The organism is Ruegeria sp. AD9 (assembly GCF_056542305.1).
Genome location: NZ_JBQFZP010000005.1, coordinates 205,589 through 230,651, shown reverse-complemented (window position 1 = coordinate 230,651; position 25,063 = coordinate 205,589). Strand labels below are relative to the sequence as shown.

Sequence of the window (25,063 nt, the reverse complement as noted above, 5' to 3'; positions counted from 1 at the left end):
TGTGGTCTGTCACAACGGCTTCCTGGCGTGGCGGAGAAACCTTAATGGAGCACATTTATGTCCCGACAGAACTATACTTTTACTTCGGAATCCGTTTCTGAAGGGCATCCGGATAAGGTCTGTGACCGTATCTCAGATGCTGTCCTTGATGCATTTCTGAATGAAGAGCCTGAGGCGCGCGTGGCCTGCGAAACCTTTGCCACGACCAACCGCATCGTTATCGGTGGCGAAGTTGGTCTGTCGGACAAGGACAAACTGCACGACTACATGGGCCGCATCGAAGAGATCGCGCGCAAGTGCGTGAAAGATATCGGATATGAGCAGGACAAATTCCACCACGAAACCGTCGAGGTGACAAACCTTCTGCACGAACAATCCGCCCATATCGCGCAGGGCGTGGATGCCGCGGACAACAAGGACGAAGGCGCTGGCGACCAGGGTATAATGTTCGGCTTTGCGACAACCGAGACGCCAGCACTTATGCCTGCACCGATCCAGTATTCGCATGCAATCCTGCGGCGTCTGGCCGAAGTGCGCAAGAACGGCACCGAGCCTGCACTGGGGCCGGATGCGAAATCTCAATTGTCGGTCGTTTATCAAGACGGCAAACCGGTCGGCGTCAGCTCGATCGTTCTGTCGACGCAGCATCTGGACGAGGCGCTGACGTCAGATGATATCCGCGCCATCGTTGAACCTTATATCCGTGAAACTCTGCCCGAAGGCTGGTTGTCAGCTGATACCGAATGGCACGTCAACCCGACCGGAAAATTCGTTATTGGCGGGCCGGATGGCGACGCTGGTCTGACCGGTCGTAAGATCATCGTGGATACCTATGGTGGCGCAGCCCCGCATGGTGGCGGCGCATTCTCGGGCAAAGACCCGACCAAGGTTGACCGTTCGGCGGCCTATGCCGCGCGCTATCTGGCGAAAAACGTTGTAGCCGCCGGTATGGCCGAGCGCTGCACCATTCAGTTGAGCTATGCCATTGGCGTATCGAAGCCGCTTTCGATCTATGCAGACACGCATGGCACGGGCCAGGTTGCAGATGCGGCGATCGAAAAAGCAGTTGGTGAGGTCATGGATCTGACACCCCGCGGCATTCGTCAGCACCTTCAGCTGAACAAGCCGATCTACCAGCGTACAGCGGCTTACGGTCACTTTGGCCGCGAACCGGATGCGGATGGCGGTTTTAGCTGGGAACGCACTGATCTGGTCGACGCGCTGAAATCCGCAGTTTGATCTGAAAAATCCAAAGTGCGCCTTCAGGGGCGCGCTTTTCTTTGGGGCGGTGCACGCCCTTGCAACGTACTCCACTGCGCAGTATGGCCACCGCCATGAGCACCGAGATCCCACAACGCCCGCGCAGAAACTTTTATGGCCGCTTCAAGGGCAAGACCCTGAAGCCCAGTCAAAAGACCTATCTGAACGAAGATCTGGCCGCCTTGTCGCCTGGCGTCGTGGACTGGGCCTCGAATCCCGAACGCAAGCCGCTGGACCTGAACGATCTTTTCGGCGGCAAGCCGGTCTGGTTGGAAATTGGCTTCGGCGGTGGTGAGCATCTGGTGCACCAGGCGCAAAACAATCCTGACATTGGCATCATCGGGGCCGAGCCATACATCAACGGTGTTGCCATGCTGCTGGGCAGAATCCGTCAGGCAGGTGTTGAAAACCTTGCCGTGCACCCCGGCGATGTGCGCGATCTGTTCGACGTGCTGCCAGAGGCCAGAATTTCGCGCGCGTTCCTTCTCTATCCCGACCCATGGCCCAAAACGCGGCATCATCGCCGTCGATTTGTAACCCAGGAACATCTTGAACCGCTGGCGAAAGTGCTGAAACCCGGGGCGATCTTCCGGGTTGCAACTGACATTCCCGATTATGTGCGTCAGACCTTGGAAGAGGTTCCGCGCGCCGGGTTTGAATGGCTGGCCGAACGCCCTTCTGACTGGCGCGAGCCGTGGGGCGACTGGATCTCCACGCGATACGAACAGAAGGCGCTGCGCGAGGGTCGGACACCTCACTACCTGACCTTCCGACGCAAAGGCTGATTGCCGCTGGACCAACGGGCGTCAATTCGCTAATCGGCTTGAGCACTGATAGCGCAAAAGGAGCCCTCATGTCCGGACACGGCACGCCCATCCCGATGACCTCGCATCCCTGCGGCCCGCTGACCGGCACGGCCGAGGTGCCCGGCGACAAGTCGATTTCGCACCGGTCGCTGATCCTTGGTGCGATGGCCGTGGGTGAAACCAGGATTTCGGGTTTGCTGGAAGGCGAAGACGTACTGGATACCGCAAAGGCGATGCGTGCCTTCGGCGCTGAGGTCACAGAGCACGGAAACGGGGAATGGACAGTGCACGGCGTGGGTGTCGGTGGCTTCGCCGAACCGGGTCAGGTGATCGACTGTGGCAACTCGGGAACCGGTGTGCGGCTGATCATGGGGGCGATGGCGACCTCTCCGATCACGGCGACCTTTACCGGTGATGCCAGTCTGAACAAACGCCCCATGGCGCGGGTGACTGACCCTCTGGCCCTGTTTGGGGCACAATCGGTTGGGCGATCCGGCGGGCGCTTGCCGATGACCATCGTCGGCGCTGCGGACCCGACCCCTGTGCGATACGAAGTTCCTGTGCCGTCGGCGCAGGTGAAATCCGCCGTACTTTTGGCGGGTCTGAATGCCCCCGGAAAGACCGTTGTGATCGAGAAAGAGGCTACGCGTGACCATTCCGAACGGATGCTGGCTGGATTTGGTGCCGAAATCACGGTCGAGGATACCGACGAGGGCCGTGTTATCACTCTGACCGGTCGCCCGGAGCTGAAGCCACAGGTCATCGCTGTACCGCGCGATCCGTCCAGCGCGGCTTTTCCGGTTTGCGCGGCATTGATCACACCTGGATCGGATGTTTTGGTGCCGGGGATCGGTTTGAACCCCACACGCGCGGGCCTTTTTACAACCTTGCGCGAGATGGGCGCTGATCTGACCTATGAAAACGAACGCGAAGAAGGGGGCGAGCCGGTTGCCGATTTGCGCGCCAAGTACTCGCCCAACATGAAAGGCATCAACGTTCCTTCCGAGCGTGCCGCCTCGATGATTGATGAATACCCGGTTCTGTCTGTGGTGGCTGCAAATGCCACAGGCACAACGATGATGGGCGGCGTGAAAGAGCTGCGCGTGAAGGAAAGCGACCGGATTGACGCCATGGCCCGTGGCCTGCGCGCCAACGGGGTGACAGTCGCTGAAGGTGACGACTGGTGGTCGGTCGAAGGGCTGGGCATCGGCAACGTTCCGGGCGGCGGCACCTGCGAAAGCTTTCTGGATCACCGCATTGCCATGTCGTTCATGGTGATGGGTATGGGGGCGCAGAATCCCGTAAGCGTGGATGATGGTGGCCCGATTGCAACGTCGTTCCCGATCTTTGAACCACTGATGGCGTCGCTGGGCGCAAAGGTACAGCGCACGTGAGTTTCACGGTTGCCATTGACGGACCAGCGGCTGCGGGCAAGGGCACGATATCCAAGGCTGTGGCGGCGCATTTCGGCTTTGCCCATCTGGACACGGGCTTGCTGTATCGCGCTGTCGGAAGGCGGACCCTGGAAGGGGTTGACGCGCTTGAGGCCGCACAGGCCCTGACAGCGGAAGAACTTGAACAAGGCGACCTGCGCACCGCCGAGATTGCGCAGGCAGCTTCCAAAGTGGCGGTTCGTCCGGAAGTTCGTGCAGCCTTGGTCAATTTTCAGCGCGCTTTTTCCCGCAGGGCAGGTGGGGCCGTTCTGGACGGTCGTGATATCGGCACGGTGATTTGTCCGAATGCCGAAGTGAAGCTGTTTGTAACAGCCAGTGCTGAAGTGCGCGCGGAGCGACGCTTCCTGGAGCTAAGTGCAAAAGGCGCTGACGTAACCCGTGAACAGGTTTTGGCAGATGTCAGAGAACGGGACGCGCGAGATGCTGAGCGCAGCACCGCTCCGATGAAACCGGCTGAGGATGCCGTGCGGTTGGACACCACTGATTTGAGTATCGAGGCGGCGTTGGCCAAAGCCCTTGAGGTGATCAACGCAAAACTGCCCGCGACGCGTTAACGCAGCGGGCAAACGGGGCGGGTCTTACAGCTCGCCCACGGCGACGCTTTTGATATTCGCCCATTGGTCATCCGCCGTCTTTGCGGTGGCGACAACGTCTTTCAAAAAGGCTGCCCGGGTTTCCGCGTTGAGGAACAGAAACAGTTTTCCGTCTGCGACAAGGTACTGATCCGGGTCACCGTCAAACTTCTTGCCGACCGATACGCCGAATGAACAGAAGCCACCATGCTGCGGCAGGTATGCAGCAGGGTTTGCCTCGAACGCTTCACGGTTCGCGGCGGACGTGAAATAATAGGAGGCTCCGTCATAAGTTGACGAGTGAGTGGCGAAGCCTTCGACCGGGTTGCCATCATTGACCAATGCAACCAGATCAACCCCATGTGCGGCCAGCGGCGCACCAGCGGCTGAAATGCCGTTGGACACGTTGATTTCGTCAGCAGCAAAGGCCGGGGTGGACAGGGCAATTGCAGTCGCCATGGCGGCAAAGATGAGAGATTTCATGATATTTTCCTTTTGGTTCTGGTTTCGGGTCGACCTCTTTGTCGACCGATAAAGCTAAATTAGGGAAAGGACACGGAACGTTTAATCTCAGATACGTCACCAAATCTTGCAGATCGTACAAACAGACGAATGGTTGGCGTTCACTCTCCAATTCTCCACCATCCATCCTGTGACGCAGAAAGCCGGGCGCCGCGTGACGCGCGAAAAGTTGAGACATATCACCTTTGCGTTGCATGCTGAGGCTTAGCCGCGTGGTTCGGTTCCCGTTACCAAGATTCCTTCGGGCAAGAACCTACCGCGGACCATGCAGACTTTTTCAGTCAGAACCTGCTATCATTCAGGTTGCCATCTTGCATTGGGGATCAGCGCTAGGCAGGAGTTCCTGCGCGCGCTGCCGCGCACCATAGGCTTTGCACTTGCACCGGTTCAAGATTCAGCCTATACGCGCGCTGTCGATACAAGGGCGGTCAACGTCCGGATGACGTTTCTGAGCAGGGCCGGGTTACCTCGGCCCTTTGTGTTTGTTTGCTCGGGGCGCACCGGATCACGCCTGAAGACGTCATGAAACAAGACCGGCGGAGACAACCGCTCGGCCAGCAAAAACGTACTGTAAAGGAAATGAACGCCACATGGCTAACACATCCATGGAGGAATTCGAAGCCCTCCTGAACGAAAGCTTCGAAATGGACACGCCCGAAGAGGGTTCTGTTGTCAAAGGCAAGATCCTGGCGATTGAAGCCGGTCAAGCCATCATCGACGTCGGCTATAAAATGGAAGGCCGCGTTGATCTGAAAGAATTCGCAAATCCCGGCGAAGCCCCTGAAATCGCTGTCGGCGACGAGGTCGAAGTTTACCTGCGTGCCGCAGAAAACGCCCGTGGCGAAGCCGTCATCTCGCGCGAGATGGCCCGCCGCGAAGAGGCATGGGATCGTCTGGAAAAAGCATATGCCGACGACCAGCGTGTCGATGGTGCAATCTTTGGCCGCGTCAAAGGTGGCTTCACCGTCGATCTGGGTGGCGCAGTTGCGTTCCTGCCCGGTTCGCAGGTTGACGTACGCCCCGTACGCGACGCAGGCCCGCTGATGGGTCTGAAGCAGCCGTTCCAGATTCTGAAAATGGACCGCCGCCGTGGCAACATCGTTGTGTCGCGCCGCGCAATCCTGGAAGAATCGCGTGCCGAACAGCGCGCCGAAGTCATCGGCAACCTGACCGAAGGTCAGAACGTCGAGGGCGTCGTCAAGAACATCACCGAATACGGTGCATTTGTTGACCTGGGCGGCGTTGATGGCCTGCTGCACGTCACTGACATGGCATGGCGCCGTGTAAACCATCCGTCCGAGATCCTGACGATCGGCGAAACCATCAAGGTTCAGGTCATCAAGATCAACAAAGACACCCACCGCATCAGCCTGGGCATGAAGCAGCTTCAGGAAGATCCGTGGGATCTGGTTGCCGCCAAGTACCCGCTGGGCTCGGTCCATCAGGGTCGCGTCACCAACATCACCGACTACGGCGCATTCGTCGAACTGGAAGCCGGTGTCGAAGGTCTGGTGCACGTGTCCGAGATGTCCTGGACCAAGAAAAACGTCCACCCCGGCAAGATCGTCTCGACCAGCCAGGAAGTCGACGTCATGGTTCTGGAAATCGACGGCGCCAAACGCCGCGTGTCTCTGGGCCTGAAACAGACTCAGCGCAACCCATGGGAAGTGTTTGCAGAAACACACCCCGAGGGCACCGAGGTCGAAGGCGAAGTCAAGAACATCACCGAATTTGGTTTGTTCATTGGCCTCGAGGGCGACATCGACGGCATGGTTCACCTGTCGGACCTGTCCTGGGACGAACGTGGCGAGGATGCAATCCAGAACTACCGCAAAGGCGACATGGTTTCGGCCGTTGTCTCGGAAGTGGATGTCGAAAAAGAACGTATCTCGCTGTCGATCAAAGCTCTGGGTGGTGACAAGTTCGCAGAAGCCGTTGGCGGCGTGAAGCGTGGCTCGGTCATCACTGTCGAAGTGACCGCAATCGAAGATGGCGGCATCGAGGTCGAGTACGAAGGCATGAAGTCGTTCATCCGCCGTTCCGATCTGTCGCGTGACCGTTCCGAACAGCGCCCCGAGCGTTTTTCGGTCGGTGACAAGGTTGATGTCCGCGTAACCAACGTTGACAGCAAGACCCGCCGTCTGGGCCTGTCGATCAAGGCACGCGAGATCGCAGAAGAGAAAGAAGCCGTGGAACAGTACGGTTCTTCCGACTCGGGCGCGTCGCTGGGCGACATTCTGGGTGCAGCGCTGAAGTCGGGCGACTAAGCCCGGGGCGCATCCCAAGTATGATTTACGGCCTCGCATGGAAGTGCGGGGCCGTTTTTGTTGCGAATCAACATGTTCCAAACACACTGCTAAAACTCGATAATGTTCGCGCTTGAAGTGTGTAAATCGGCCTGTCGGGCAAAATTTCGCGTGAGAATATGGCAAAATAAGGCCTCAACACGCAGAGTATCCGTTCCCCCGTTCTGGGTTTTTTCCTATACTGTCAAAACAGTAGACCTGTCACACCGGCTGCCTGGGAGGGTATCTCGAATGATCCGTTCAGAACTGATTCAGAAAATCGCTGACGAAAACCCGCATCTCTATCAGCGTGATGTCGAGCGGATTGTGAACACCGTGTTCGAAGGAGTCACCGATGCCATGGCGCGCGGCGACCGGGTCGAACTGCGTGGCTTTGGCGCGTTTTCGGTGAAAAAGCGGGATGCCCGCGTAGGGCGCAACCCCCGTACCGGTGAAACCGTTCAGGTCGAGGAAAAATGTGTACCATTTTTCAAAACTGGCAAGTTGCTCAGGGATCGTTTGAACGGTAAAGCCTGACCTCATGATGCGTTACCTTCGATATGCTTTTCTTGGGACTCTCGGGATCGTTCTGATTTCCGTGTCCTTGGCGAATGTTCAGTCTGTTGAACTGAAACTGATGCCCGATGCTCTGGCCGAGCTTCTGGGCTTTAACGTCAGTACCTCTTTACCGCTTTTTCTGGTCGTTCTCGGTGGCGTTGTCGCCGGTTTGATCATCGGTTTCATGTGGGAATGGCTGCGGGAACATAAACACCGCCGCGATGCGACCGTGAAAAAGGGCGAGGTCCGCAAGCTTGAACGCGAAGTCAAGAAGCTCAAGAAAAAGCAGAACGAGGGTAAGGATGATATTCTGGCCCTACTCGACGAGGCCAGCTGAGGCTTATGTCTACCGATGTATCCGTTAAAATCTGCGGTTTGACCGCATCAGAACATGTGCGTGCTGCGATTGAAGCCGGCGCGCGCTATGTCGGGTTCAACTTTTTTCCCAAATCGCCCCGTTACGCACCAATACCGCAAGCCGCGGCCTTGGCCGCCGAAGTACCAGTCGGCGTTGCCAAGGTCGCTCTGGCCGTGAATTTCTCGGACGCGCAGCTTGATGAGATTGTCGCTGGGGTTCCGCTGGATATGTTGCAGCTTCACGGCGGAGAGTGCCCCGAGCGTGTGGCAGAGGTCAAGCAGCGCTATGGCTTGCCCGTCATCAAGGCGATCGGTGTGGCGGAGGCCGAGGACTTGGCAGCGATTGATCTGTATTCCGAAGTTGCAGACCAGCTTCTGATCGATGCAAAGCCGCCGAAGAATTCGGAACTTCCCGGAGGCAACGGTCTTCCTTTTGACTGGCGGCTGCTGGCAGGTCGCAAATACTGGCGCAGGCCGTGGATGTTGTCCGGTGGTCTCAACCCGGACAATGTCGCTGAGGCGATCCGCATGACTGGTGCGCGGCAAGTCGATGTGGCGTCGGGTGTTGAAAGCGCGCCGGGCGTAAAGGACGCGGGACTGATACAGGCATTTATTGACGCGACACGCTGATTTTGTTTGCCTCCGCAAGGGGGCAATATGGTGCGTTTTGCCATGGCAAATCCCGCGACGACCACCTATGACAGTCAGGTACGACGAGGGAGACACCCATGGCCAACGATCTTTTCAATTCCTTCATGTCCGGCCCTGACGAGCAAGGGCGCTTTGGCATATTCGGCGGGCGTTTTGTCAGCGAAACGCTGATGCCGCTGATCCTGTCACTGGAAGAGGAATATGACAAAGCCAAGGATGATCCGACTTTCTGGGCCGAGATGGATGATCTGTGGGCCAACTATGTGGGCCGCCCCTCGCCTCTGTATTTTGCGGAACGCCTGACCGAGCATCTGGGCGGGGCGAAGATCTATCTGAAACGCGATGAGCTGAACCACACCGGCGCACACAAGATCAACAACGTGCTGGGCCAGATCATTCTGGCGCGACGCATGGGCAAGACCCGGATCATTGCCGAGACGGGGGCAGGGCAGCACGGTGTCGCGACAGCCACGGTCTGTGCGAAATTTGGTCTGAAATGCATCGTTTATATGGGTGCCCATGACGTGCAACGTCAGGCCCCGAACGTGTTTCGTATGCGCTTGCTGGGGGCCGAGGTGATCCCGGTCACTTCGGGTCGTGGTACGCTGAAGGACGCGATGAATGACGCGCTGCGCGACTGGGTGACCAATGTGCGCGATACGTTCTACTGCATCGGAACAGTGGCCGGTCCGCACCCATACCCGGCGATGGTGCGTGATTTCCAGTCGATCATTGGCAAGGAAGCGAAAGAGCAGATGATGAAGGCCGAAGGCCGCCTGCCGGATACGATCATTGCGGCTATCGGTGGCGGCTCGAACGCGATGGGCCTGTTCTATCCTTTCCTTGATGACAAGGCCGTCAACATCATCGGTGTTGAGGCTGGCGGTAAAGGTGTAAACGAAAAGATGGAGCATTGTGCCTCGCTGACAGGCGGTCGTCCGGGTGTGCTGCATGGCAACCGGACCTATCTGTTGCAGGATGATGACGGGCAGATTCTGGAAGGCTATTCGATCTCGGCCGGTCTGGACTATCCGGGTATCGGCCCCGAGCATTCCTGGTTGCATGAGGTCGGTCGCGCGACTTACGTCTCGATTACCGACAAGGAAGCGCTTGAGGCATTCCAGCTGTGCTGTGCCACCGAGGGTATCATTCCGGCGCTGGAACCCAGTCACGCCTTGGCGCATGTCATGAAGATCGCGCCCGAGTTGCCCAAGGACCATCTGATCTGCATGAACATGTGTGGACGCGGTGACAAAGATGTTCAGACCGTCGCAAAATATCTGAACTTCGATATGTCAGACACCGAAGGCCGCACTGCAGGGTGATTTCAACCGGGACCGCACCGGGGCTATATGCCCCGGTTGACAATCTTGATCGAACAAGCAGCGGGGAAAACCCTTCGGTCCACCCGTGATTGTAATGCCCCTTTGAAATGGCTTTCGAATCTGATTGCTGTTTTGCCGGGCGCAGCCGGATGTTGTTCCTGCCCTGGCATGGCCTCCGTTTTTTCACGCGTGCTCGCCCTCGCAAGCGATCCTTTTGGACCCGGTGGAGCCCGTGCATAGAATCGTCCACAAGCGATATCACCCTGTTCAACTTGTGCCTGAAGGTTTCCAAATGGTGGTCAGTGTAGCAACTGGAGCCATACTGTTGTAAAACTGCTGAACTGTCAGCGATTATGTCCCTTCTGTCTTTGCAGACGAATTTCCAGCGCAGCCTGTCTCACGGTTCTTTCTCCACGCGACGACACAGTAAAAATTGGGTGTTTCAAGCTGTCTGCGAGTTGGTTCAGGTCAAAACCCGGTTGTTCCAACAACACTGAGTAGTCCGCACGTCCCAGTTGAATCTCGCAGCGTTCTATACAGCGTCTTCCAATTGAATTAACTTCTCATTAACCGGCGATTTGCCGCCGGTTCTGGGGATGTCTCTGCGAAGACGGGGCAAGGATGACGCTGCTTGGGATGTGATTTTGACCCCGGGCACTCTGGTGTTTGGCACCCACGCGGTGCTGTAGGAGGTAATATGGTTTGGTCCGCAATCACGAGGCTGTCATGTCTCTGTCTTCTGGTTTCCGCGCTTTTGATGGGAAGCGTCAAAGAGGGTCTGGCATTTGGCAACCCGTCCTTTCCGTCCCAGACAGTCGCAACACCTAACGGCGGGCAGATTTTCTTTTCCAATCTCCAAGGCACTGCGACAGCGTTTATGTCTTTGGGCGTTTCGGGAGAAGGCCCCGGAGGATCGTTCTATTTCAACAATGGTGTTTTGACTCAACCTTCGATAACGCCGGCAGGATTGGCCAATCTGGGGTATATTGGCGCGACGATACTCAGCCAGAACGGAGCGGACTCCACTTACGCCACTGATGGCTATCTTGGGGTCATGTTCACCGCGCGCGAAACCGTCGGAGGGCCGCTTTAACTTTATGAAATCGCGCTGTCCGGCGTCACGAATACCCAGATTATCAACACGCGGACTTTGGCCGACACGACGCAGCCGACGGCCTCAATCGGTGCACTGACAACAATCGGCAACGGTACGTTCCAAGCGGTGATCACACTTAGTGAACCCAGTACAGATTTCACAGTGGGCGACTTGTCGGTTACCAATGCTTCAGCCACCCTGACAGGGTCCGGAACCAATTATGTCGCAACGTTGACTGCGCAAATTAACGGTACAATTGAGCTGTTTATTCCCGCTGGCGTTTTTTCTGATGCCGCCGGGAACCTGAATCTTGCATCCAACAGGGTCAGCACACAACAGGGCGTAACGGATACACAGCGACTGGTGCAGGCCTTTCAGAACGCCCGGGCCAACAGCCTTGTGACCAATCAGCCAGAGCTGACGCAGTTTCTTCAGCAATCGGGATCAGGTGTGTTGGACTCATCAGTGACGCAAGGATCGGGGTATCTGAAATTTGCAAGTGATCCAACTCAACCGGTCTGGTTCAATCTGTCCGGTAACTGGAGCTCGCAAAACGATTACGACAGTTCTTATGCCTTGGCCGTGGTGGGGGCGCATGGCTGGGTGAACTCGAACCTTCTGATCGGCGCCATGTTGCAGATCGACTATGCCGAAACCGAAAACGGCCCGGCCAGCGTGGATGGCACAGGGTGGCTGGTCGGGCCTTATGTCGTCGCAAAACTACCTAGCCAGCCGGTGTTTTTCGAGGGGCGCGTTCTGTACGGTCAGGCCGATAACGATATTTCCCCGCTGGGCACCTATACCGACAGTTTCGATAGCGAGCGCTGGCTGATCCAGTCGCGCGTAACCGGAGAGATGAAGCGCGGGAACCTGACGCTTATGCCGTTGCTGGACATCAGCTATGCCAGCGACAATCAGGAGACTTATACTGATAGTCTGGGCAACCTGATTCCGCAGCAGGATTTCAGCCTGACCACCGCACGGTTGGGCATGGATTTCAGCCATCCAATCCAAGTGTCGCGCGGTCAGATGATGCTGACCGGTGGTCTATCTGGTATTTGGAGCACAACATCCGGCACAGGCACTGTTCCTGGCGTGACACCGATAGGGGATACGGCACGTGCACGCGCTGATCTGGGTTTTGACTACCGACTGGAAAACGACAGCCTTCTGGCCGCAAATCTGTTCTATGATGGTATCGGTGAAAGCGGATTTGAAAACTACAGTGTCAGCCTGATCTGGCAAATGGCATTCTGAATCCGCCGTGTGCTATTTTGGGAGTCCGTCAGGTCTTCGCCTTGTTTTGGAGCAGAATGTCGAGCGGTACGATTTCAAGCGCGCGTTGATGTGTCGCCTCCAGATGAACCTGTGGCGCACATCCTTCGTCATGAGCTTGCAAAAACCGGCTTGCACATAAACACCAGCTGTCACCTGGGCGAAGGCCGGGAAAGCCGAATTCGGGCCGTGCCGTGCTCAGATCATTACCCACATATTTTGAGAACGCCAGAAATTCGGCTGTCATCACGGCGCAGACTGTGTGACTACCCTGATCCTCGGGGCAGGTATTGCACGCGCCATCCCGGAAAAACCCTGTCAAAGGGTCGCGTGAGCAAGGGGCCAAAAAGCCACCCAGTACATTTACACTGTCTTGTTTCTGCATAATGGCATCTTACAGACTTTCCGCAATCTTGCGGAACATTTCGATGTTAAGATCATTTACGCCGGGTTCACGGAACAGCCTGTCTGCACCAGTTGTCACAATCAGAACGCCCCTGGGCTGGTTGAAATAGATGTACTGACCATAGACACCGCGGGCCAGAAACTCTCCTTCATGTGCGCCGCGGGGAATCCACCATTGATACCCGTACCCGATCTCTCCTTGTGCGGTCGGTGCGCTGGGTTGGGTGGCTTCGAAAATCCATTCGGCAGGAACCAGTTGCTTTCCGTTCGCGATGCCGTCCTGAAGGATCATTTGTCCGAACCGGGCGAAATCACGCGTGGTGAAGTTGAGGCCACCCAAAACAAAAGCGACCCCTGCACCATCAGTGATGTAGTATCCGTCCCGCTCCAGCCCCAACGGTTGAAGTATCTTTTCTGTCAGAAGGTCTGCCACGTTCCGCCCGGTCGCACCGCGTATCACCATGCCCAGAACATGGGTGTCGATCGACACGTATTGCCAGGTTTCACCCGGCGTCGCAAAGCTGTCCCGCAGCGAGGCTGCGAAATCGTCCAACTCACCACCCAGCGCAACCACACGCCCCATCCGATTGATGTCGGAATTTGGGTCGAGATAATCTTCATCAAACGTCACGCCGCTTGCCATGTTCAGCACGTTGCGGATCGATGCAGCCTCATACGCGCTGCCCTTCAGTTTGGGCGCATATTTGACAACCGGGTCATCCAACGACCCGATTGCACCCTCTTGCAGCAGGATACCGAAAAGCGCCGAAAGATAGCTTTTGGCGACCGACCAGGAAATCCTCCGGTCATCAGACCCGGTTCCAAGATAATATTCCTCGAACCTGATTTTGCCGTCCTGCATAACCAGCAACGACGTGACCGCGCGTTCATCGATCCAACTGTCGGTTCCCTCCGGCAGCTCGAACCCTTCGCCATAAGGCAGGTCCCAGGTAGGTGCGTCGCCACGCGGCAGGTTCACGGTTAGAAAAGCTTCGTCCATGTGCGAGAAATTGTGAACGATCTTCTCTTCAGAAAATAAAGAGTTTACGGCTAAAAGGCGCTGCAACTCTTCGCGTTTCCACAGACCGACGGCAGTGGCGGCCAGAACCAGCGCCAGCACGATGCGCAGCACCCACTTCAAGATGGATTTCATCGCATTGCCTCCCTAGTTGAGCGGTATTGGAACGCGGGAGATCACATTCCGCAACCTCTACGTAACGGAAAGAGGCCGACGTGCTACCTGAATTTGTCCAAAAGCTTCTGCATCGCCGATCGGTCGTCGTCCGCGGCGTCGGGTGCGGCTATAGAAGGTGTGTCGGTTTTTGGGGCAGCGGTCTTTGATGATCGCGGCGGGGCAGTTCGCAATGCAACCGCATTCATGAACTTGCCGCCCTCGTCCTGTGCCAGGTAGGGTGCTCCGTCCGAAACACCCCGAAGAACGTCGTCCAGCCATTCGGCTTCGGATTTTGCAAAGTCGTTCAGGACATATCCCGACACCATTTCCTTGCGGCCCGGATGCCCGATCCCAAGGCGCACGCGATCATAAGCCGCCCCGATATGCTCATGGATCGAGCGCAGACCGTTGTGCCCGGCGTGCCCGCCCCCTGCCTTGACACGCAGCTTGCCCGGAGCAAGGTCCAGCTCGTCATGGAACACAACAACGTCGGTGGAGTCGAGCTTGTAAAACCGCATCGCCTCGCCGACGGATTGACCCGAACGGTTCATGTAGGTTTGCGGTTTCAACAGCAGGACTTTCTCGGTGCCAAGTCGACCTTCCGAAATCTCGCCCTGAAACTTCGATTTCCAGGGGCCAAACCCGTGATCCTCTGCGATCCGGTCCAGGGCCATGAACCCGATATTGTGCCGGTTCCGGGCATATTTCTGGCCCGGGTTTCCCAATCCAACAAACAGCTTCATGTTTCCGTTTTGCCTCTGTAGCTCCAAAGCCATTTCATGCCCGGAAATTGCCAGGAAATCCAGTCAGGCCTGATGACTGAACCCGCAAAAAAAAACGGGGCTCACCCGAGCCCCGCTTCAAAGTCGGAAACATTGTTCCAGACTTATTCTTCTTCTTTTCTGACAACTTCGACTTCATCGGCTGCAACTTCACCATCTTCATCGTCGTCGCTGGTGGACAGACCAGTCGGCGCCGAGATGTTGGCAATCACAAAGTCACGATCGATGGTCGGTTTGGTGCCCTCAGGCAGTTCAACCGACGAAATGGTCACGACGTCATTGATGTTCAGACCGGTCAGATCAACAGTGATCTTTTCAGGAATGTCACCGGCGGTGCAGATCAGTTCGACTTCCGGGCGGACAACGGTCAGAACGCCACCCTTTTTGATGCCTGGGGCCACCCCTTCATTGATGAACTCAACGGGGATGAACAACGCGATCTTGGTGGTCCGGCGCAGGCGCATCAGGTCCAGATGGGTCGGCAGGTCTTTGACGACATCACGCTGAACGTCGCGGCAGATGACGCGCACGTCATCGTGGCCTTCAATTTTCAGGTTCCACAAAGTCGACTTGAACCGGCCCGCTTTCAGGCGCTTGAACAGGACGTTGAACGGGATCTGGATTGGCAACGGATCTTTGTCACCACCAAATACGATGCCCGGAACCATGCCGTCGCGGCGTGCCTGACGAGCGGCGCCCTTGCCTGTCCCCGTCCGTTCCAGAGCTACGAGATCAGGAATCTCACCAGCCATGATATATTCTCCAATGTTAGGGCGGGCATCCTCCAAGGCTGTATACCCGCGTGAAGCCGCGTCCTTAGCTTGATTCACCCGATTTGGAAAGAGGTAATCTTGCCATGCGTTCAGCTGGGTTCCACCGCCTATCCCGGAGTGTCGATCTGGCGGACGGATGAAGGATCCCCAGCTTCATCTGGCCAAAAATATCCCGGGGGAGGCGCCCGGAACGGGCGTCGGGGGCAGAGCCCCCCTGTTTGACCGGTTACGCTTGCCAGCGGCCCCCGAAGTTTTCAGGTATCAGTAGATTGTGACGCCCCAACGCGGCCACGTTTTTCTCACCACAAAGCGCCATTGTAGTGTCAAGCTCCCTCTGGATCAGCTCAAGCGCCGTGGTGACACCTTTCTGACCCATGGCACCCAGACCATACACAAACGCGCGGCCAACATAGGTCCCTTTGGCCCCAAGCGCCAAGGCTTTGAGCACGTCTTGCCCGGACCGGATGCCGCTGTCCAGATGCACCTCGATATCGCCACCGACCGCATCCATGATCTCGGGCAGGACACGAATTGAGCTTAGCGCGCCGTCAAGCTGACGCCCACCATGGTTTGACACGACAATTGCATCGGCACCCAGCTTGGCGGCCATCCTTGCGTCCTCTGCATCAAGGATGCCCTTGAGGATCACTTTCCCGCCCCATTGCTCCATCAGTTTTTCAACCTTGGACCAGTCAAGGCTGGGGTCGAACTGTTCTGCGGTCCAGGCCCCCAATGACGATGCGTCCGAAATACCATGCACATGCCCCACGATGTTGCCGAACTCGCGCCGCTGGGCCCGCAGCATTTCAATGCCCCATACCCATTTGGTCATCAGGTTGGCGATGGTTTTTGCCGTCAGTTTGGGCGGGGCCGACAGACCGTTTTTCAGGTCCTTGTGCCGTTGGCCCAGAATTTGCAGGTCGAGCGTGATCACCAGTGCGGAACATCTGGCATCTTTTGCCCGCTGGATCAGGCGGTTGATGTAGTCCGTGTCTTTCATTGTATAAAGCTGGAACCAGAATGGCTTGTCGGTATACCCGGCCACATCTTCGATCGAGTTGATGGACATGGTGGACAGCGTAAAGGGTACACCAAATTCCTCGGCGGCTTTGGCGGCCTTCATCTCTCCGTCTGCATGTTGCATCCCCGTCAACCCGACCGGGGCAAGCGCCACGGGCATTGAAACGTCTTCGCCGATCATTTGCGAAGTTGTCGACCGACCGGACATGTCGACCGCAACCCTTTGGCGCAGGCGAATTTTTTCGAAGTCGGTGCTGTTGTCGCGAAAGGTCTGTTCTGTCCAGCTGCCGCTTTCGGCGTAGTCATAGAACATACGAGGCACGCGGCGTTCATATATGCGTTTGAGGTCTTCGATATTGGTGATCACAGGCATGAAAACAGGGCTCCGCTCACTTTGGTTAGTTTTCCTTACCAATTCATTCCCAAGGCTGCAATGTCTTGACGTCACAGTGAAGGGTCACAAAAAACCCGCCGCGGTATCCGCGACGGGTCATCATTCTCGCATGTTGGCTGCGAAATCAGGCGCTGTGCGCGCCATCCGAAAGAGATTTCACAAAGGTCAGCACGTCGGCCACAGGTTTACCTGCGCCGATCTGGCTGACGATCGCTGACCCGACCACCGCGCCATCCGACACCGAGGCAATATTGCGCGATTTTTCGGGCGTGTTGATCCCGAACCCCACGATCACCGGCAGATCGGTCGCGGCCTTGATGCGGGCAACCTCGGGGCCAACATCGGTTGCTTCTGCCTCGGCTGCGCCAGTGATCCCGGTGATCGAGACATAATAAACAAAGCCAGAAGTGTTTTGCAGAACACGTGGCAGGCGTTTGTCATCCGTAGTCGGGGTCGCCAGGCGAATAAAATTCAGACCTGCCGCTTGCGCGGGCAGGCAGAGTTCTGCGTCCTCCTCGGGGGGAAGGTCCACCACGATCAAACCGTCAATCCCTGCCGCTTTTGCATCGGCCAGAAACGCGTCAACACCCCGGCTGTAGATTGGGTTGTAATACCCCATCAGGACAATGGGGGTTGTATCGTCCGTTTCCCGAAACACTCGTGCCAGATCCAATGTGCGTTGCAAGGTCATGCCCCGCTCAAGCGCACGTTGGCCTGCGGCCTGAATAGTAGGGCCGTCGGCCATCGGGTCGGTAAAGGGCAGGCCCAGCTCGATAACATCCACGCCAGCACCAGGCAGGCCTTTGACCACTTCAAGCGAAGTGTCATAGTCGGGATCCCCGGCCATGACATAGGCGACAAAGGCCTTCTTGCCTTCAGCTTTCAGGGCGGCGAACTTGGCGTCGATACGGGTCATCGGATGTCCTTGCACTCGGGTTTCGACCTGATGTGCAGAAACTTTGACCGAAAATCAATCCCGCCCAAACAGGAATGGATCAGAAGCCCAGATGATAGCGTACCAGCAGGGCATTCACGCCCGGGTTCTCGTCATTTGTGCTGGCGTTGGATTTATGGGTAAGTGCGACAGACACGCTATTGCCATTGTTCAGGTTATAGCCAAGTCCCAAAAGGCTGCGAATCTGGAAATCGCCCCCCAAATCATTCAGGTCGTTGCTGGCGTTATAATACCCAGGCATCACGCTGCCTTCCACGAACCAGCGATCGCTTAGCGCATACTGCCCAACCAGGCCCGCGCCGATATGCGTGTCCCCATCCTCATCTACAGTTAGGGCCGCGCCCCAACCGGCGCGAAACCGCGTGGCCTGATGAAATGGTGCATGGTGGTATTCAATCGAGACCAGGCCCTGATCTTCGGATGTGTCTTCAGAATAGTCCGCGTATCCGGCACCAAAAACTACGGTCTGGGCCTGGGCTGACGCGCAGGCCGTTGCCGCCAGTACGGTTGCAAGAAAAAAGTGCTTCATCTGTGTCCGCCAACAAAAAGTGATCGTGCGCTATTAACTGGTATTCGTAGCCGTCGTTTTTCAATTTCGGCAAGAACACGTTTTCCAAACAATTTTGTGATGTGGCGAAATGGACTCTGCCAAAGAGCCGCCAGCAATCCCTTGCGCAATCAGGCGGACCTGCATAGAAGCTGCGATCGTATTCTATGCAGGAGGCCGTGATGGGCTTTAAAATGGGAATCGTGGGTCTGCCGAATGTCGGCAAGTCGACCCTGTTCAATGCGCTGACCAAAACCGCAGCTGCGCAGGCCGCGAACTTCCCGTTCTGCACCATCGAGCCAAATGTCGGGGATGTTGCGGTTCCCGACGCCCGCCTCGACAAGCTGGCGGCGATTGCATCCTCAAAACAGATCATCCCAACGCGGATGACTTTTGTGGATATCGCGGGTCTGGTGAAAGGCGCGTCAAAGGGCGAAGGGCTGGGCAACCAGTTTCTGGCGAACATTCGGGAAACGGATGCGATTGCCCATGTGCTGCGCTGTTTCGAAGACGGCGACGTGACACATGTAGACGGGCGCGTTGATCCGGTTGCGGACGCTGACACGATCGAAACCGAACTGATGCTGGCCGATTTGGAAAGCATCGAAAAGCGTCGGGCCAATCTGGTGCGCAAGCTGAAGGGCAACGACAAAGAAGCGCAACAGCAGGATCGCCTGCTGGCCCAGGCGCAGGCCATGCTGGAAAGCGGCAAGCCCGCACGTCTGGTCGAAGTCAGCGACGAAGACGCCAAGGCGTGGACGATGTTGCAACTTCTGACCACCAAACCGGTTCTGTACGTCTGCAACGTGTCCGAGGAAGACGCCGCAAAAGGCAACGAATTCTCTGCCCGCGTGGCCGATATGGCTGCTGCTCAGGGCAATGCCCATGTCATCATCAGCGCCAAGATCGAAGAAGAAATCAGCCTGCTGGATGAGGACGAAGCCCAGATGTTCCTTGAGGAAATGGGACTGGAAGAGCCCGGCCTCGACCGTCTGATCCGCGCCGGTTACGATCTGCTGAAGCTGGAAACCTATTTCACCGTCGGCCCGAAAGAGGCCCGCGCCTGGACCATCCGCACCGGCACCGCTGCACCGCAAGCAGCAGGTGTGATCCATGGCGATTTCGAAAAGGGCTTCATCCGTGCCGAGACCATCGCCTATGACGACTATGTCGCTGCCAATGGTGAACAGGGCGCGAAAGAGGCGGGTAAGATGCGGGCGGAGGGTAAGGGCTATATCGTCAAGGACGGCGATGTGATGCACTTTTTGTTTAATACCTGATCAATTGGGCTGTTCCTGTCGGGTGAGCGGGGTATCCTGCCCTAACCGCAGCATTGGAGCTTTCCTTGATCGAAATCCGCGACCTGCAACTGCTCAGCGCTTTGGCGCGGCATCGGCATTTTGCCAAGGCGGCCGAGGAGTGCGGGATTTCACAGCCTGCGTTTTCTATGCGCATCCGCAATCTTGAGGATCGGTTGGGTGTCTCCATCGTCCGCCGCGCCAACCGCTTTCAAGGGCTGACCGAAGAGGGCGAGATGATCGTCCAGCGGGCGCGGCGCATTCTGGACGACACCAAGGCGCTGGAACAGCAGGTGCTTGCTGCCAAGGGCGAGATTACGGGCACACTGATCCTCGGCGTGATCCCGACCGCAATCGCCTTCACGGGGCGGTTGGTCAAAAGGCTGCGTGACGCGCATCCTCGTATCGTCACACGCATTGAAACCATGTCCGCCACCGCAATTCAACATCGGCTGGACGAAGGCAGCCTAGATGCCGGGGTAACCTATGGTGACAGTATCGGCACCGATTTCCGGCAGGTTCACCCTCTTTACGAGGAAACCTATGTGTTGTTGGTGCCCACGCATTTGACGGACCAGACCGGCCCGATTCCGTGGGCGCAGGTCGCAGAATTTCCGCTCAGCCTATTGGAGCCGCAGATGCAGAACCGGCGAATTCTGGACCGGGTGTTTGCCGAACAGGGGCTGCACCCTGACATCGTGGCCGAAACCAGCGGTTTCACGGCTTCGATGGTCATGGTGCGTGAAGGGCTGGCAGCGACGGTTGTCCCTCGGGTTTTGGTGCGCGCGCTGGGCGATTTGAAGGGAACGAAAGTGTTGCCGCTGATTGAACCTGTTGTCAGCAAACCGATTTGTCTGGCAACCCTCAGCCGGGATCCCGAGCTGCCAACCGTCAAGGCTTTGCGGGATGTGGTGACCTCTTTGCGGTGATAAGGCGTCGTTATCGTGCGATTGCGAAAAGCGATTTGACGATATGTTTGCCTGATGAGAGACGGAACCTCAATCGGAGGGCATCATGGCACCATTAGATACCAAGCCATCAGGCACACCCAAGGGCGTCTGGAAGTCAGGTAAAGGCAAGGGGCGGCACACACCCAAGGGCCGTCAGTTCACGGATGAGGCGCAGGCTGAAATCACACGCCTGCTGGGTGATCGCCCGCGTCGCCGCGACCTGCTTATCGAGTTTTTGCATTTGATTCAGGACGAACACGGTCATATCAGCGCCGACCATATTGCGGCGCTTGCCGTGGAAATGCGGATCGGTCAGGCCGAGGTCTATGAAACCGCGACTTTCTATGCCCATTTCGATGTGGTGAAAGAAGGTGAGACGCCTCCTCCGGCATTGACCATCCGGGTTTGTGATTCCCTCTCCTGCGAAATGGCCGGTGCCCAGCAGTTGCAGAAGGCGCTGGAAGACGGTTTGGACCCTGCCGAAGTTCGCGTTGTTCGCGCGCCCTGCATGGGGCGTTGCGATACCGCTCCGGTATTGGAGATCGGCCACAACCACATCGACCATGCGACCCCCGAAAAGGTGCAGTCGGCGATTGCGGCAGGGGACACCCATGCGCATCTGCCCGACTATGAGACCTTCGAGGCCTATGAGGCCAACGGCGGCTACGCCAAGCTGAAAGATCTGCGCAACGGCGGGAACTGGGAAGAAGTCCAGGAAACTGTTCTGGCCTCGGGCCTGCGTGGTCTGGGCGGCGCTGGCTTCCCGTCGGGCAAGAAATGGGGCTTTGTTCGCATGAACGACGGCCCGCGCTATCTGGCCGTGAACGGCGATGAGGGTGAACCCGGCACATTCAAAGACCGCTATTACCTGGAGCGCACGCCGCATGTCTTCTTGGAAGGTATGTTGATCGCGGCATGGGCGGTTGAGGCCGAGACCTGCTTCATCTACATGCGCGACGAATACCCGGCAGTACTGGAAATTCTGCGTCGTGAGATTGCGGCATTGGAAGATGCCGGTATCGTCGCAAAGGGTTACATCGACCTGCGACGGGGTGCCGGTGCCTATATCTGCGGCGAAGAATCCGCGATGATCGAATCGATTGAGGGCAAGAAGGGCCTGCCGCGCCATCGTCCTCCGTTCGTGGCGCAGGTTGGGGTCTTTAACCGTCCAACCTTGGTGCACAATGTCGAGACGCTTTATTGGGTCTCAAAAATTTGCCGCGAAGGGCCGCAGATTCTGAACTCTGTTGAAAAGAACGGCCGCAAGGGCCTGCGCAGTTATTCGGTCTCGGGGCGTGTGGCGAAGCCGGGCGTTCACCTACTGCCCGCAGGTTCGACCATTCTTGATGTGATTGATGCCGCCGGCGGCATGGCTGATGGCCATGTGTTCAAGGCGTATCAACCGGGCGGGCCGTCGTCAGGTCTTCTCCCCTCGGGCATTGACGACGTCCCGCTCGATTTCGACACGCTTCAGCCGCTTGGCACTTTCATCGGGTCTGCCGCCGTTGTGGTTCTGTCCGATCAGGACACCGCCCGCGATGCTGCGCTGAACATGCTGCGGTTCTTCGAGGATGAAAGCTGTGGCCAGTGCACCCCCTGCCGGGCAGGCTGCGAAAAGGCGGTCAAGCTGATGCAAGCCGACAAGTGGGATACCGATCTGTTGGAAGATTTGTGCCAGGTGATGGCCGATGCCTCGATCTGCGGTCTGGGGCAGGCGGCCCCGAACCCCATCCGTCTGGTCATGAAACATTTCGCTGACGAAATCTGAGGGAGACAGAGCCATGCTTGACGCAAGCCCAACCAAGACCGTCACCTTCAACCTGAACGGCGATGACGTCACCGTGCCCGAGGGCACCACGATCTGGGAAGCGGCCAATGGCCGGGGCCTGGTGATCCCGCATCTGTGCCACAAGCCTGCACCGGGATACCGCCCCGATGGCAACTGCCGCGCCTGCATGGTCGAGGTGGAGGGCGAGCGTACTTTGGTCGCCTCGTGCATCCGCCCGGCGGCCGATGGGATGGTGGTCAAGACCGACACCGACCGCGCCGAAAAATCGCGTGCCATGGTGATGGAATTGCTCGTGGCTGACCAGCCCGAGCAGCCGCATGACGTATCCAGCCATTTCTGGGATATGGCCAAGTTGAACGATGTCAGCAACAGCCGCTTTCCTGCGAAAGAGGCCGAGAAAATCCCGCTGCTGGATGACAGCCATGTGGCGATGCGTGTCAATCTGGATGCGTGTATCAACTGCAATCTTTGTGTTCGGGCCTGCCGCGAAGTGCAGGTGAACGACGTGATTGGCATGGCCGGTCGTGGTCATACGGCGCAGGTGGTGTTTGACCAGAATGACCCGATGGGTACCTCCTCCTGTGTTGCTTGCGGTGAATGTGTTCAGGCCTGCCCCACCGGTGCGCTGATGCCTGCGACCGTGCTGGACGACCAGCAGCAGGGAGACAGCAAGGATTACGATAGCGAGACCGAAAGCGTCTGCCCGTTCTGCGGTGTGGGCTGCAAGGTGTCGCTGAAGGTCAAGGACGGCAAGGTGAAGTATGTCGAGGGCATCAACGGCCCCGCAAACGAAGGTCGTTTGTGCGTCAAAGGTCGCTTTGGCTTTGACTACATCCACCACCCACACCGCCTGACCAAACCGCTGATCCGGCGCGAGGATGCGCCCGCCAAGGGGCTGAACGTCGATCCGGGCGATCTGTCGACCCATTTCCGTGAAGCGACCTGGGAAGAGGCGATGGATCTGGCCGCGACCAAGCTGATGGCCCTGCGTGCCAAAGACCCACGCTCGGTTGCAGGCTTCGGTTCGGCCAAGTGTACCAACGAAGAGGCGTATCTGTTCCAGAAGTTCATCCGTCAGGGCTTCAAGCACAACAATGTCGATCACTGCACCCGTTTGTGCCACGCCTCATCCGTTGCGGCGCTGATCGAGAATGTGGGTTCGGGCGCGGTGACGGCGACCTTCAACGAGATCGAGAACGCCGATGTGGCGATCATCATCGGTTCAAATCCGATCGAGAACCACCCTGTCGCGGCGACCTATTTCAAGCAGTTCGCCAAGCGTGGCGGCAAGCTGATCGTGATGGACCCCCGCGGCGTTGGTATGCGCAAGTTCGCCGACGAAATGCTGCAGTTCCGCCCCGGCGCGGATGTCTCGATGCTGAACGCGATCATGAACGTGATCGTCGAGGAAGAGCTGTATGACAGCCAGTACATCCATCGCTGGACCGAGAACTGGGAGGCCGAGAAAGAGCACCTGCGCGCCTTCACGCCCGAAGCGATGGCACCGATCTGTGGTATTGAACCGGATCAACTGCGCCGGGTCGCCCGCACCTTTGCGCAGGCCAAAGCGGGCCTGATCTTCTGGGGCATGGGCGTCAGCCAACATATTCACGGCACCGACAACTCGCGCTGTCTGATTTCGCTGGCTCTGATGACCGGCAATGTCGGTAAACCCGGCGCAGGCCTGCACCCTTTGCGAGGGCAAAACAACGTGCAGGGCGCATCGGATGCGGGCCTGATCCCGATGTTCCTGCCGGACTATCAGTCGGTGACTGACGACGGTGTTCGGGCCAAGTTCAATGATGTCTGGCATTCGGATGACTTTTCGAACGAGAAGGGTCTGACGGTGACCGAGATTATCGATCAGGCATATGCGGGCAACATCAAGGGCATGTATATTCAGGGTGAAAACCCGGCCATGTCCGATCCGGATGTGAACCACGCCCGCGCGGCACTGGCCAAACTGGATCTGATGATCGTGCAGGACATCTTCCTGACCGAGACGGCGAACTATGCCGATATCATCCTGCCTGCCTCCGCGCTCTATGAAAAGAACGGCACGGTGTCGAACACCAACCGTCAGGTACAGCGTGTACGGCCTGCCGTTACTCCTCCGGGTGAGGCGCGCGAAGATTGGAAGATCACGGTTGAGCTGGCACAGCGCATCGGGCTGAATTGGGACTACACCGATGTGTCGCAGGTCTTTGCCGAGATGAAACTGACCATGGCGTCGCTTGACAACATCACGTGGGAGCGTCTGGAGACCGAGACGATTACCTACCCGTCACTCAGCGAAACCGATCCGGGTCAGGCCATCGTGTTCGGGGATGGTTTCCCCCGTTCGGGCGGCAAGGCGAAGTTCACTCCCGCCAGCGTCATTCCGCCGGATGAGGCCCCGGACGAGGAATACCCGATGATCGCCACCACTGGCCGTCAGCTGGAACATTGGCACACCGGCTCGATGACCCGCCGGTCCAATGTTCTGGACGCGGTGGAGCCGGAGGCGAACTGTTCGATGAATCCACGTACGCTCAAGCTTATGGGAATCGAGCCGGGCGATATGATCCGCCTGACCACACGTCGTGGTTCGATTGAGATCATGGTTCGCGCGGACCGGGCGATTGCCGAGGATATGGTGTTCATCCCGTTTGCCTATGTTGAGGCGGCGGCGAACATCCTGACCAATTCGGCCATCGACCCCTATGGCAAGATCCCCGAGTTCAAGTTCTCGGCCATTCGCGTCGAAAAGATCGAAAGCGCAGTTGCGGCTGAGTAAAACCAACACATATCAAGCAAAGAAGGCGGCCTGATGGGT

Annotated in this window: 23 protein-coding genes and 1 riboswitch; of the genes, 15 read left to right on the top strand and 8 right to left on the bottom strand. The window is 57.5% G+C overall.

What is annotated here, in order from left to right; all coding sequences use genetic code 11:
- The first annotated feature begins 3 nt into the window (after positions 1–3).
- Positions 4–52: riboswitch (SAM-SAH riboswitch) on the top strand.
- Positions 53–57: 5 nt separating this feature from the next.
- From metK to cmk, 4 genes are all read left to right on the top strand, one after another.
- The gene (gene metK, locus ACR0AM_RS10080; protein ID WP_480622806.1) at positions 58–1,239 is read left to right on the top strand and encodes a methionine adenosyltransferase; all 1,182 of its coding nucleotides are present in this window, start codon (positions 58–60) and stop codon (positions 1,237–1,239) included.
- Between the two features lie 95 nt (positions 1,240–1,334).
- A complete protein-coding gene (gene trmB / locus ACR0AM_RS10075) occupies positions 1,335–2,045 on the top strand; it encodes a tRNA (guanosine(46)-N7)-methyltransferase TrmB (protein ID WP_480622805.1) in 711 nt (236 codons plus the stop codon).
- Positions 2,046–2,113: 68 nt separating this feature from the next.
- Positions 2,114–3,460: a 3-phosphoshikimate 1-carboxyvinyltransferase gene (gene aroA, locus ACR0AM_RS10070; protein WP_480622804.1), complete on the top strand. Its 1,347-nt coding sequence runs from the start codon at positions 2,114–2,116 to the stop codon at positions 3,458–3,460.
- The gene (gene cmk / locus ACR0AM_RS10065) at positions 3,457–4,074 is read left to right on the top strand and encodes a (d)CMP kinase (protein WP_480622803.1); all 618 of its coding nucleotides are present in this window, start codon (positions 3,457–3,459) and stop codon (positions 4,072–4,074) included. The genes aroA and cmk overlap by 4 nt, the downstream gene beginning before the upstream one ends.
- Before the next feature lie 24 nt (positions 4,075–4,098).
- Here the strand turns inward: cmk and ACR0AM_RS10060 are convergent, their stop codons facing one another.
- Positions 4,099–4,575 carry a YHS domain-containing (seleno)protein gene (locus tag ACR0AM_RS10060; protein ID WP_480622802.1) on the bottom strand — a complete coding sequence of 159 codons (477 nt, stop codon included), beginning with the start codon at positions 4,573–4,575 and terminating at the stop codon, positions 4,099–4,101.
- Between the two features lie 629 nt (positions 4,576–5,204).
- Between ACR0AM_RS10060 and rpsA the strand changes: the two genes are divergently transcribed.
- The 7 genes from rpsA to ACR0AM_RS10025 all read left to right on the top strand — a co-directional run bounded on the left by rpsA (position 5,205) and on the right by ACR0AM_RS10025 (position 12,143).
- On the top strand, positions 5,205–6,881 hold the full coding sequence (gene rpsA / locus ACR0AM_RS10055; protein ID WP_480473784.1) for a 30S ribosomal protein S1: 1,677 nt from the start codon (positions 5,205–5,207) through the stop codon (positions 6,879–6,881).
- 270 nt (positions 6,882–7,151) lie between these two features.
- Positions 7,152–7,436 carry an integration host factor subunit beta gene (gene ihfB, locus ACR0AM_RS10050; RefSeq protein ID WP_480622801.1) on the top strand — a complete coding sequence of 95 codons (285 nt, stop codon included), beginning with the start codon at positions 7,152–7,154 and terminating at the stop codon, positions 7,434–7,436.
- 7 nt (positions 7,437–7,443) lie between these two features.
- Positions 7,444–7,794 (top strand): lipopolysaccharide assembly protein LapA domain-containing protein, encoded by a 351-nt coding sequence (locus ACR0AM_RS10045; protein WP_209505811.1) that lies wholly within the window; start codon positions 7,444–7,446, stop codon positions 7,792–7,794.
- 5 nt (positions 7,795–7,799) lie between these two features.
- On the top strand, positions 7,800–8,444 hold the full coding sequence (locus tag ACR0AM_RS10040; RefSeq protein ID WP_480622800.1) for a phosphoribosylanthranilate isomerase: 645 nt from the start codon (positions 7,800–7,802) through the stop codon (positions 8,442–8,444).
- 98 nt (positions 8,445–8,542) lie between these two features.
- On the top strand, positions 8,543–9,790 hold the full coding sequence (gene trpB, locus ACR0AM_RS10035) for a tryptophan synthase subunit beta (protein WP_480494847.1): 1,248 nt from the start codon (positions 8,543–8,545) through the stop codon (positions 9,788–9,790).
- 697 nt (positions 9,791–10,487) lie between these two features.
- Entirely contained in the window at positions 10,488–10,883 is a 396-nt protein-coding gene (locus ACR0AM_RS10030; protein ID WP_480622799.1) for a hypothetical protein, read from the top strand.
- A 57-nt stretch (positions 10,884–10,940) separates the two neighbouring features.
- Entirely contained in the window at positions 10,941–12,143 is a 1,203-nt protein-coding gene (locus tag ACR0AM_RS10025) for an autotransporter domain-containing protein (protein WP_480622798.1), read from the top strand.
- Between the two features lie 28 nt (positions 12,144–12,171).
- Here ACR0AM_RS10025 and ACR0AM_RS10020 read toward each other — a convergent pair whose 3' ends face one another.
- From ACR0AM_RS10020 to ACR0AM_RS09990, 7 genes are all read right to left on the bottom strand, one after another.
- The gene (locus ACR0AM_RS10020; protein WP_480494843.1) at positions 12,172–12,546 is read right to left on the bottom strand and encodes a DUF2237 family protein; all 375 of its coding nucleotides are present in this window, start codon (positions 12,544–12,546) and stop codon (positions 12,172–12,174) included.
- A gap of 9 nt (positions 12,547–12,555) precedes the next feature.
- The gene (locus tag ACR0AM_RS10015; protein ID WP_480605069.1) at positions 12,556–13,719 is read right to left on the bottom strand and encodes a serine hydrolase domain-containing protein; all 1,164 of its coding nucleotides are present in this window, start codon (positions 13,717–13,719) and stop codon (positions 12,556–12,558) included.
- A gap of 83 nt (positions 13,720–13,802) precedes the next feature.
- Positions 13,803–14,483 (bottom strand): aminoacyl-tRNA hydrolase, encoded by a 681-nt coding sequence (gene pth, locus ACR0AM_RS10010; RefSeq protein WP_480476815.1) that lies wholly within the window; start codon positions 14,481–14,483, stop codon positions 13,803–13,805.
- 143 nt (positions 14,484–14,626) lie between these two features.
- Positions 14,627–15,274, bottom strand: a complete 648-nt coding sequence (locus ACR0AM_RS10005) for a 50S ribosomal protein L25/general stress protein Ctc (RefSeq protein ID WP_480622797.1) — start codon at positions 15,272–15,274, stop codon at positions 14,627–14,629.
- 247 nt (positions 15,275–15,521) lie between these two features.
- On the bottom strand, positions 15,522–16,688 hold the full coding sequence (locus ACR0AM_RS10000) for an alpha-hydroxy acid oxidase (protein ID WP_480546307.1): 1,167 nt from the start codon (positions 16,686–16,688) through the stop codon (positions 15,522–15,524).
- 145 nt (positions 16,689–16,833) lie between these two features.
- On the bottom strand, positions 16,834–17,625 hold the full coding sequence (gene trpA, locus ACR0AM_RS09995; protein ID WP_480622796.1) for a tryptophan synthase subunit alpha: 792 nt from the start codon (positions 17,623–17,625) through the stop codon (positions 16,834–16,836).
- 79 nt (positions 17,626–17,704) lie between these two features.
- Positions 17,705–18,193 carry an acyloxyacyl hydrolase gene (locus ACR0AM_RS09990; protein ID WP_480622795.1) on the bottom strand — a complete coding sequence of 163 codons (489 nt, stop codon included), beginning with the start codon at positions 18,191–18,193 and terminating at the stop codon, positions 17,705–17,707.
- Between the two features lie 200 nt (positions 18,194–18,393).
- Here ACR0AM_RS09990 and ychF point away from each other — a divergent pair, with 200 nt between their 5' ends.
- From ychF to fdhF, 4 genes are all read left to right on the top strand, one after another.
- Positions 18,394–19,491 carry a redox-regulated ATPase YchF gene (gene ychF, locus ACR0AM_RS09985; protein ID WP_480605063.1) on the top strand — a complete coding sequence of 366 codons (1,098 nt, stop codon included), beginning with the start codon at positions 18,394–18,396 and terminating at the stop codon, positions 19,489–19,491.
- A 65-nt stretch (positions 19,492–19,556) separates the two neighbouring features.
- Entirely contained in the window at positions 19,557–20,438 is an 882-nt protein-coding gene (locus tag ACR0AM_RS09980) for a LysR family transcriptional regulator (RefSeq protein WP_480494834.1), read from the top strand.
- 85 nt (positions 20,439–20,523) lie between these two features.
- Complete coding sequence (locus ACR0AM_RS09975) at positions 20,524–22,227, top strand: NAD(P)H-dependent oxidoreductase subunit E (protein WP_480622794.1); 1,704 nt, start codon at positions 20,524–20,526, stop codon at positions 22,225–22,227.
- A 13-nt stretch (positions 22,228–22,240) separates the two neighbouring features.
- Positions 22,241–25,024: a formate dehydrogenase subunit alpha gene (gene fdhF / locus ACR0AM_RS09970; RefSeq protein ID WP_480622793.1), complete on the top strand. Its 2,784-nt coding sequence runs from the start codon at positions 22,241–22,243 to the stop codon at positions 25,022–25,024.
- The last annotated feature ends 39 nt before the right edge of the window (positions 25,025–25,063 follow it).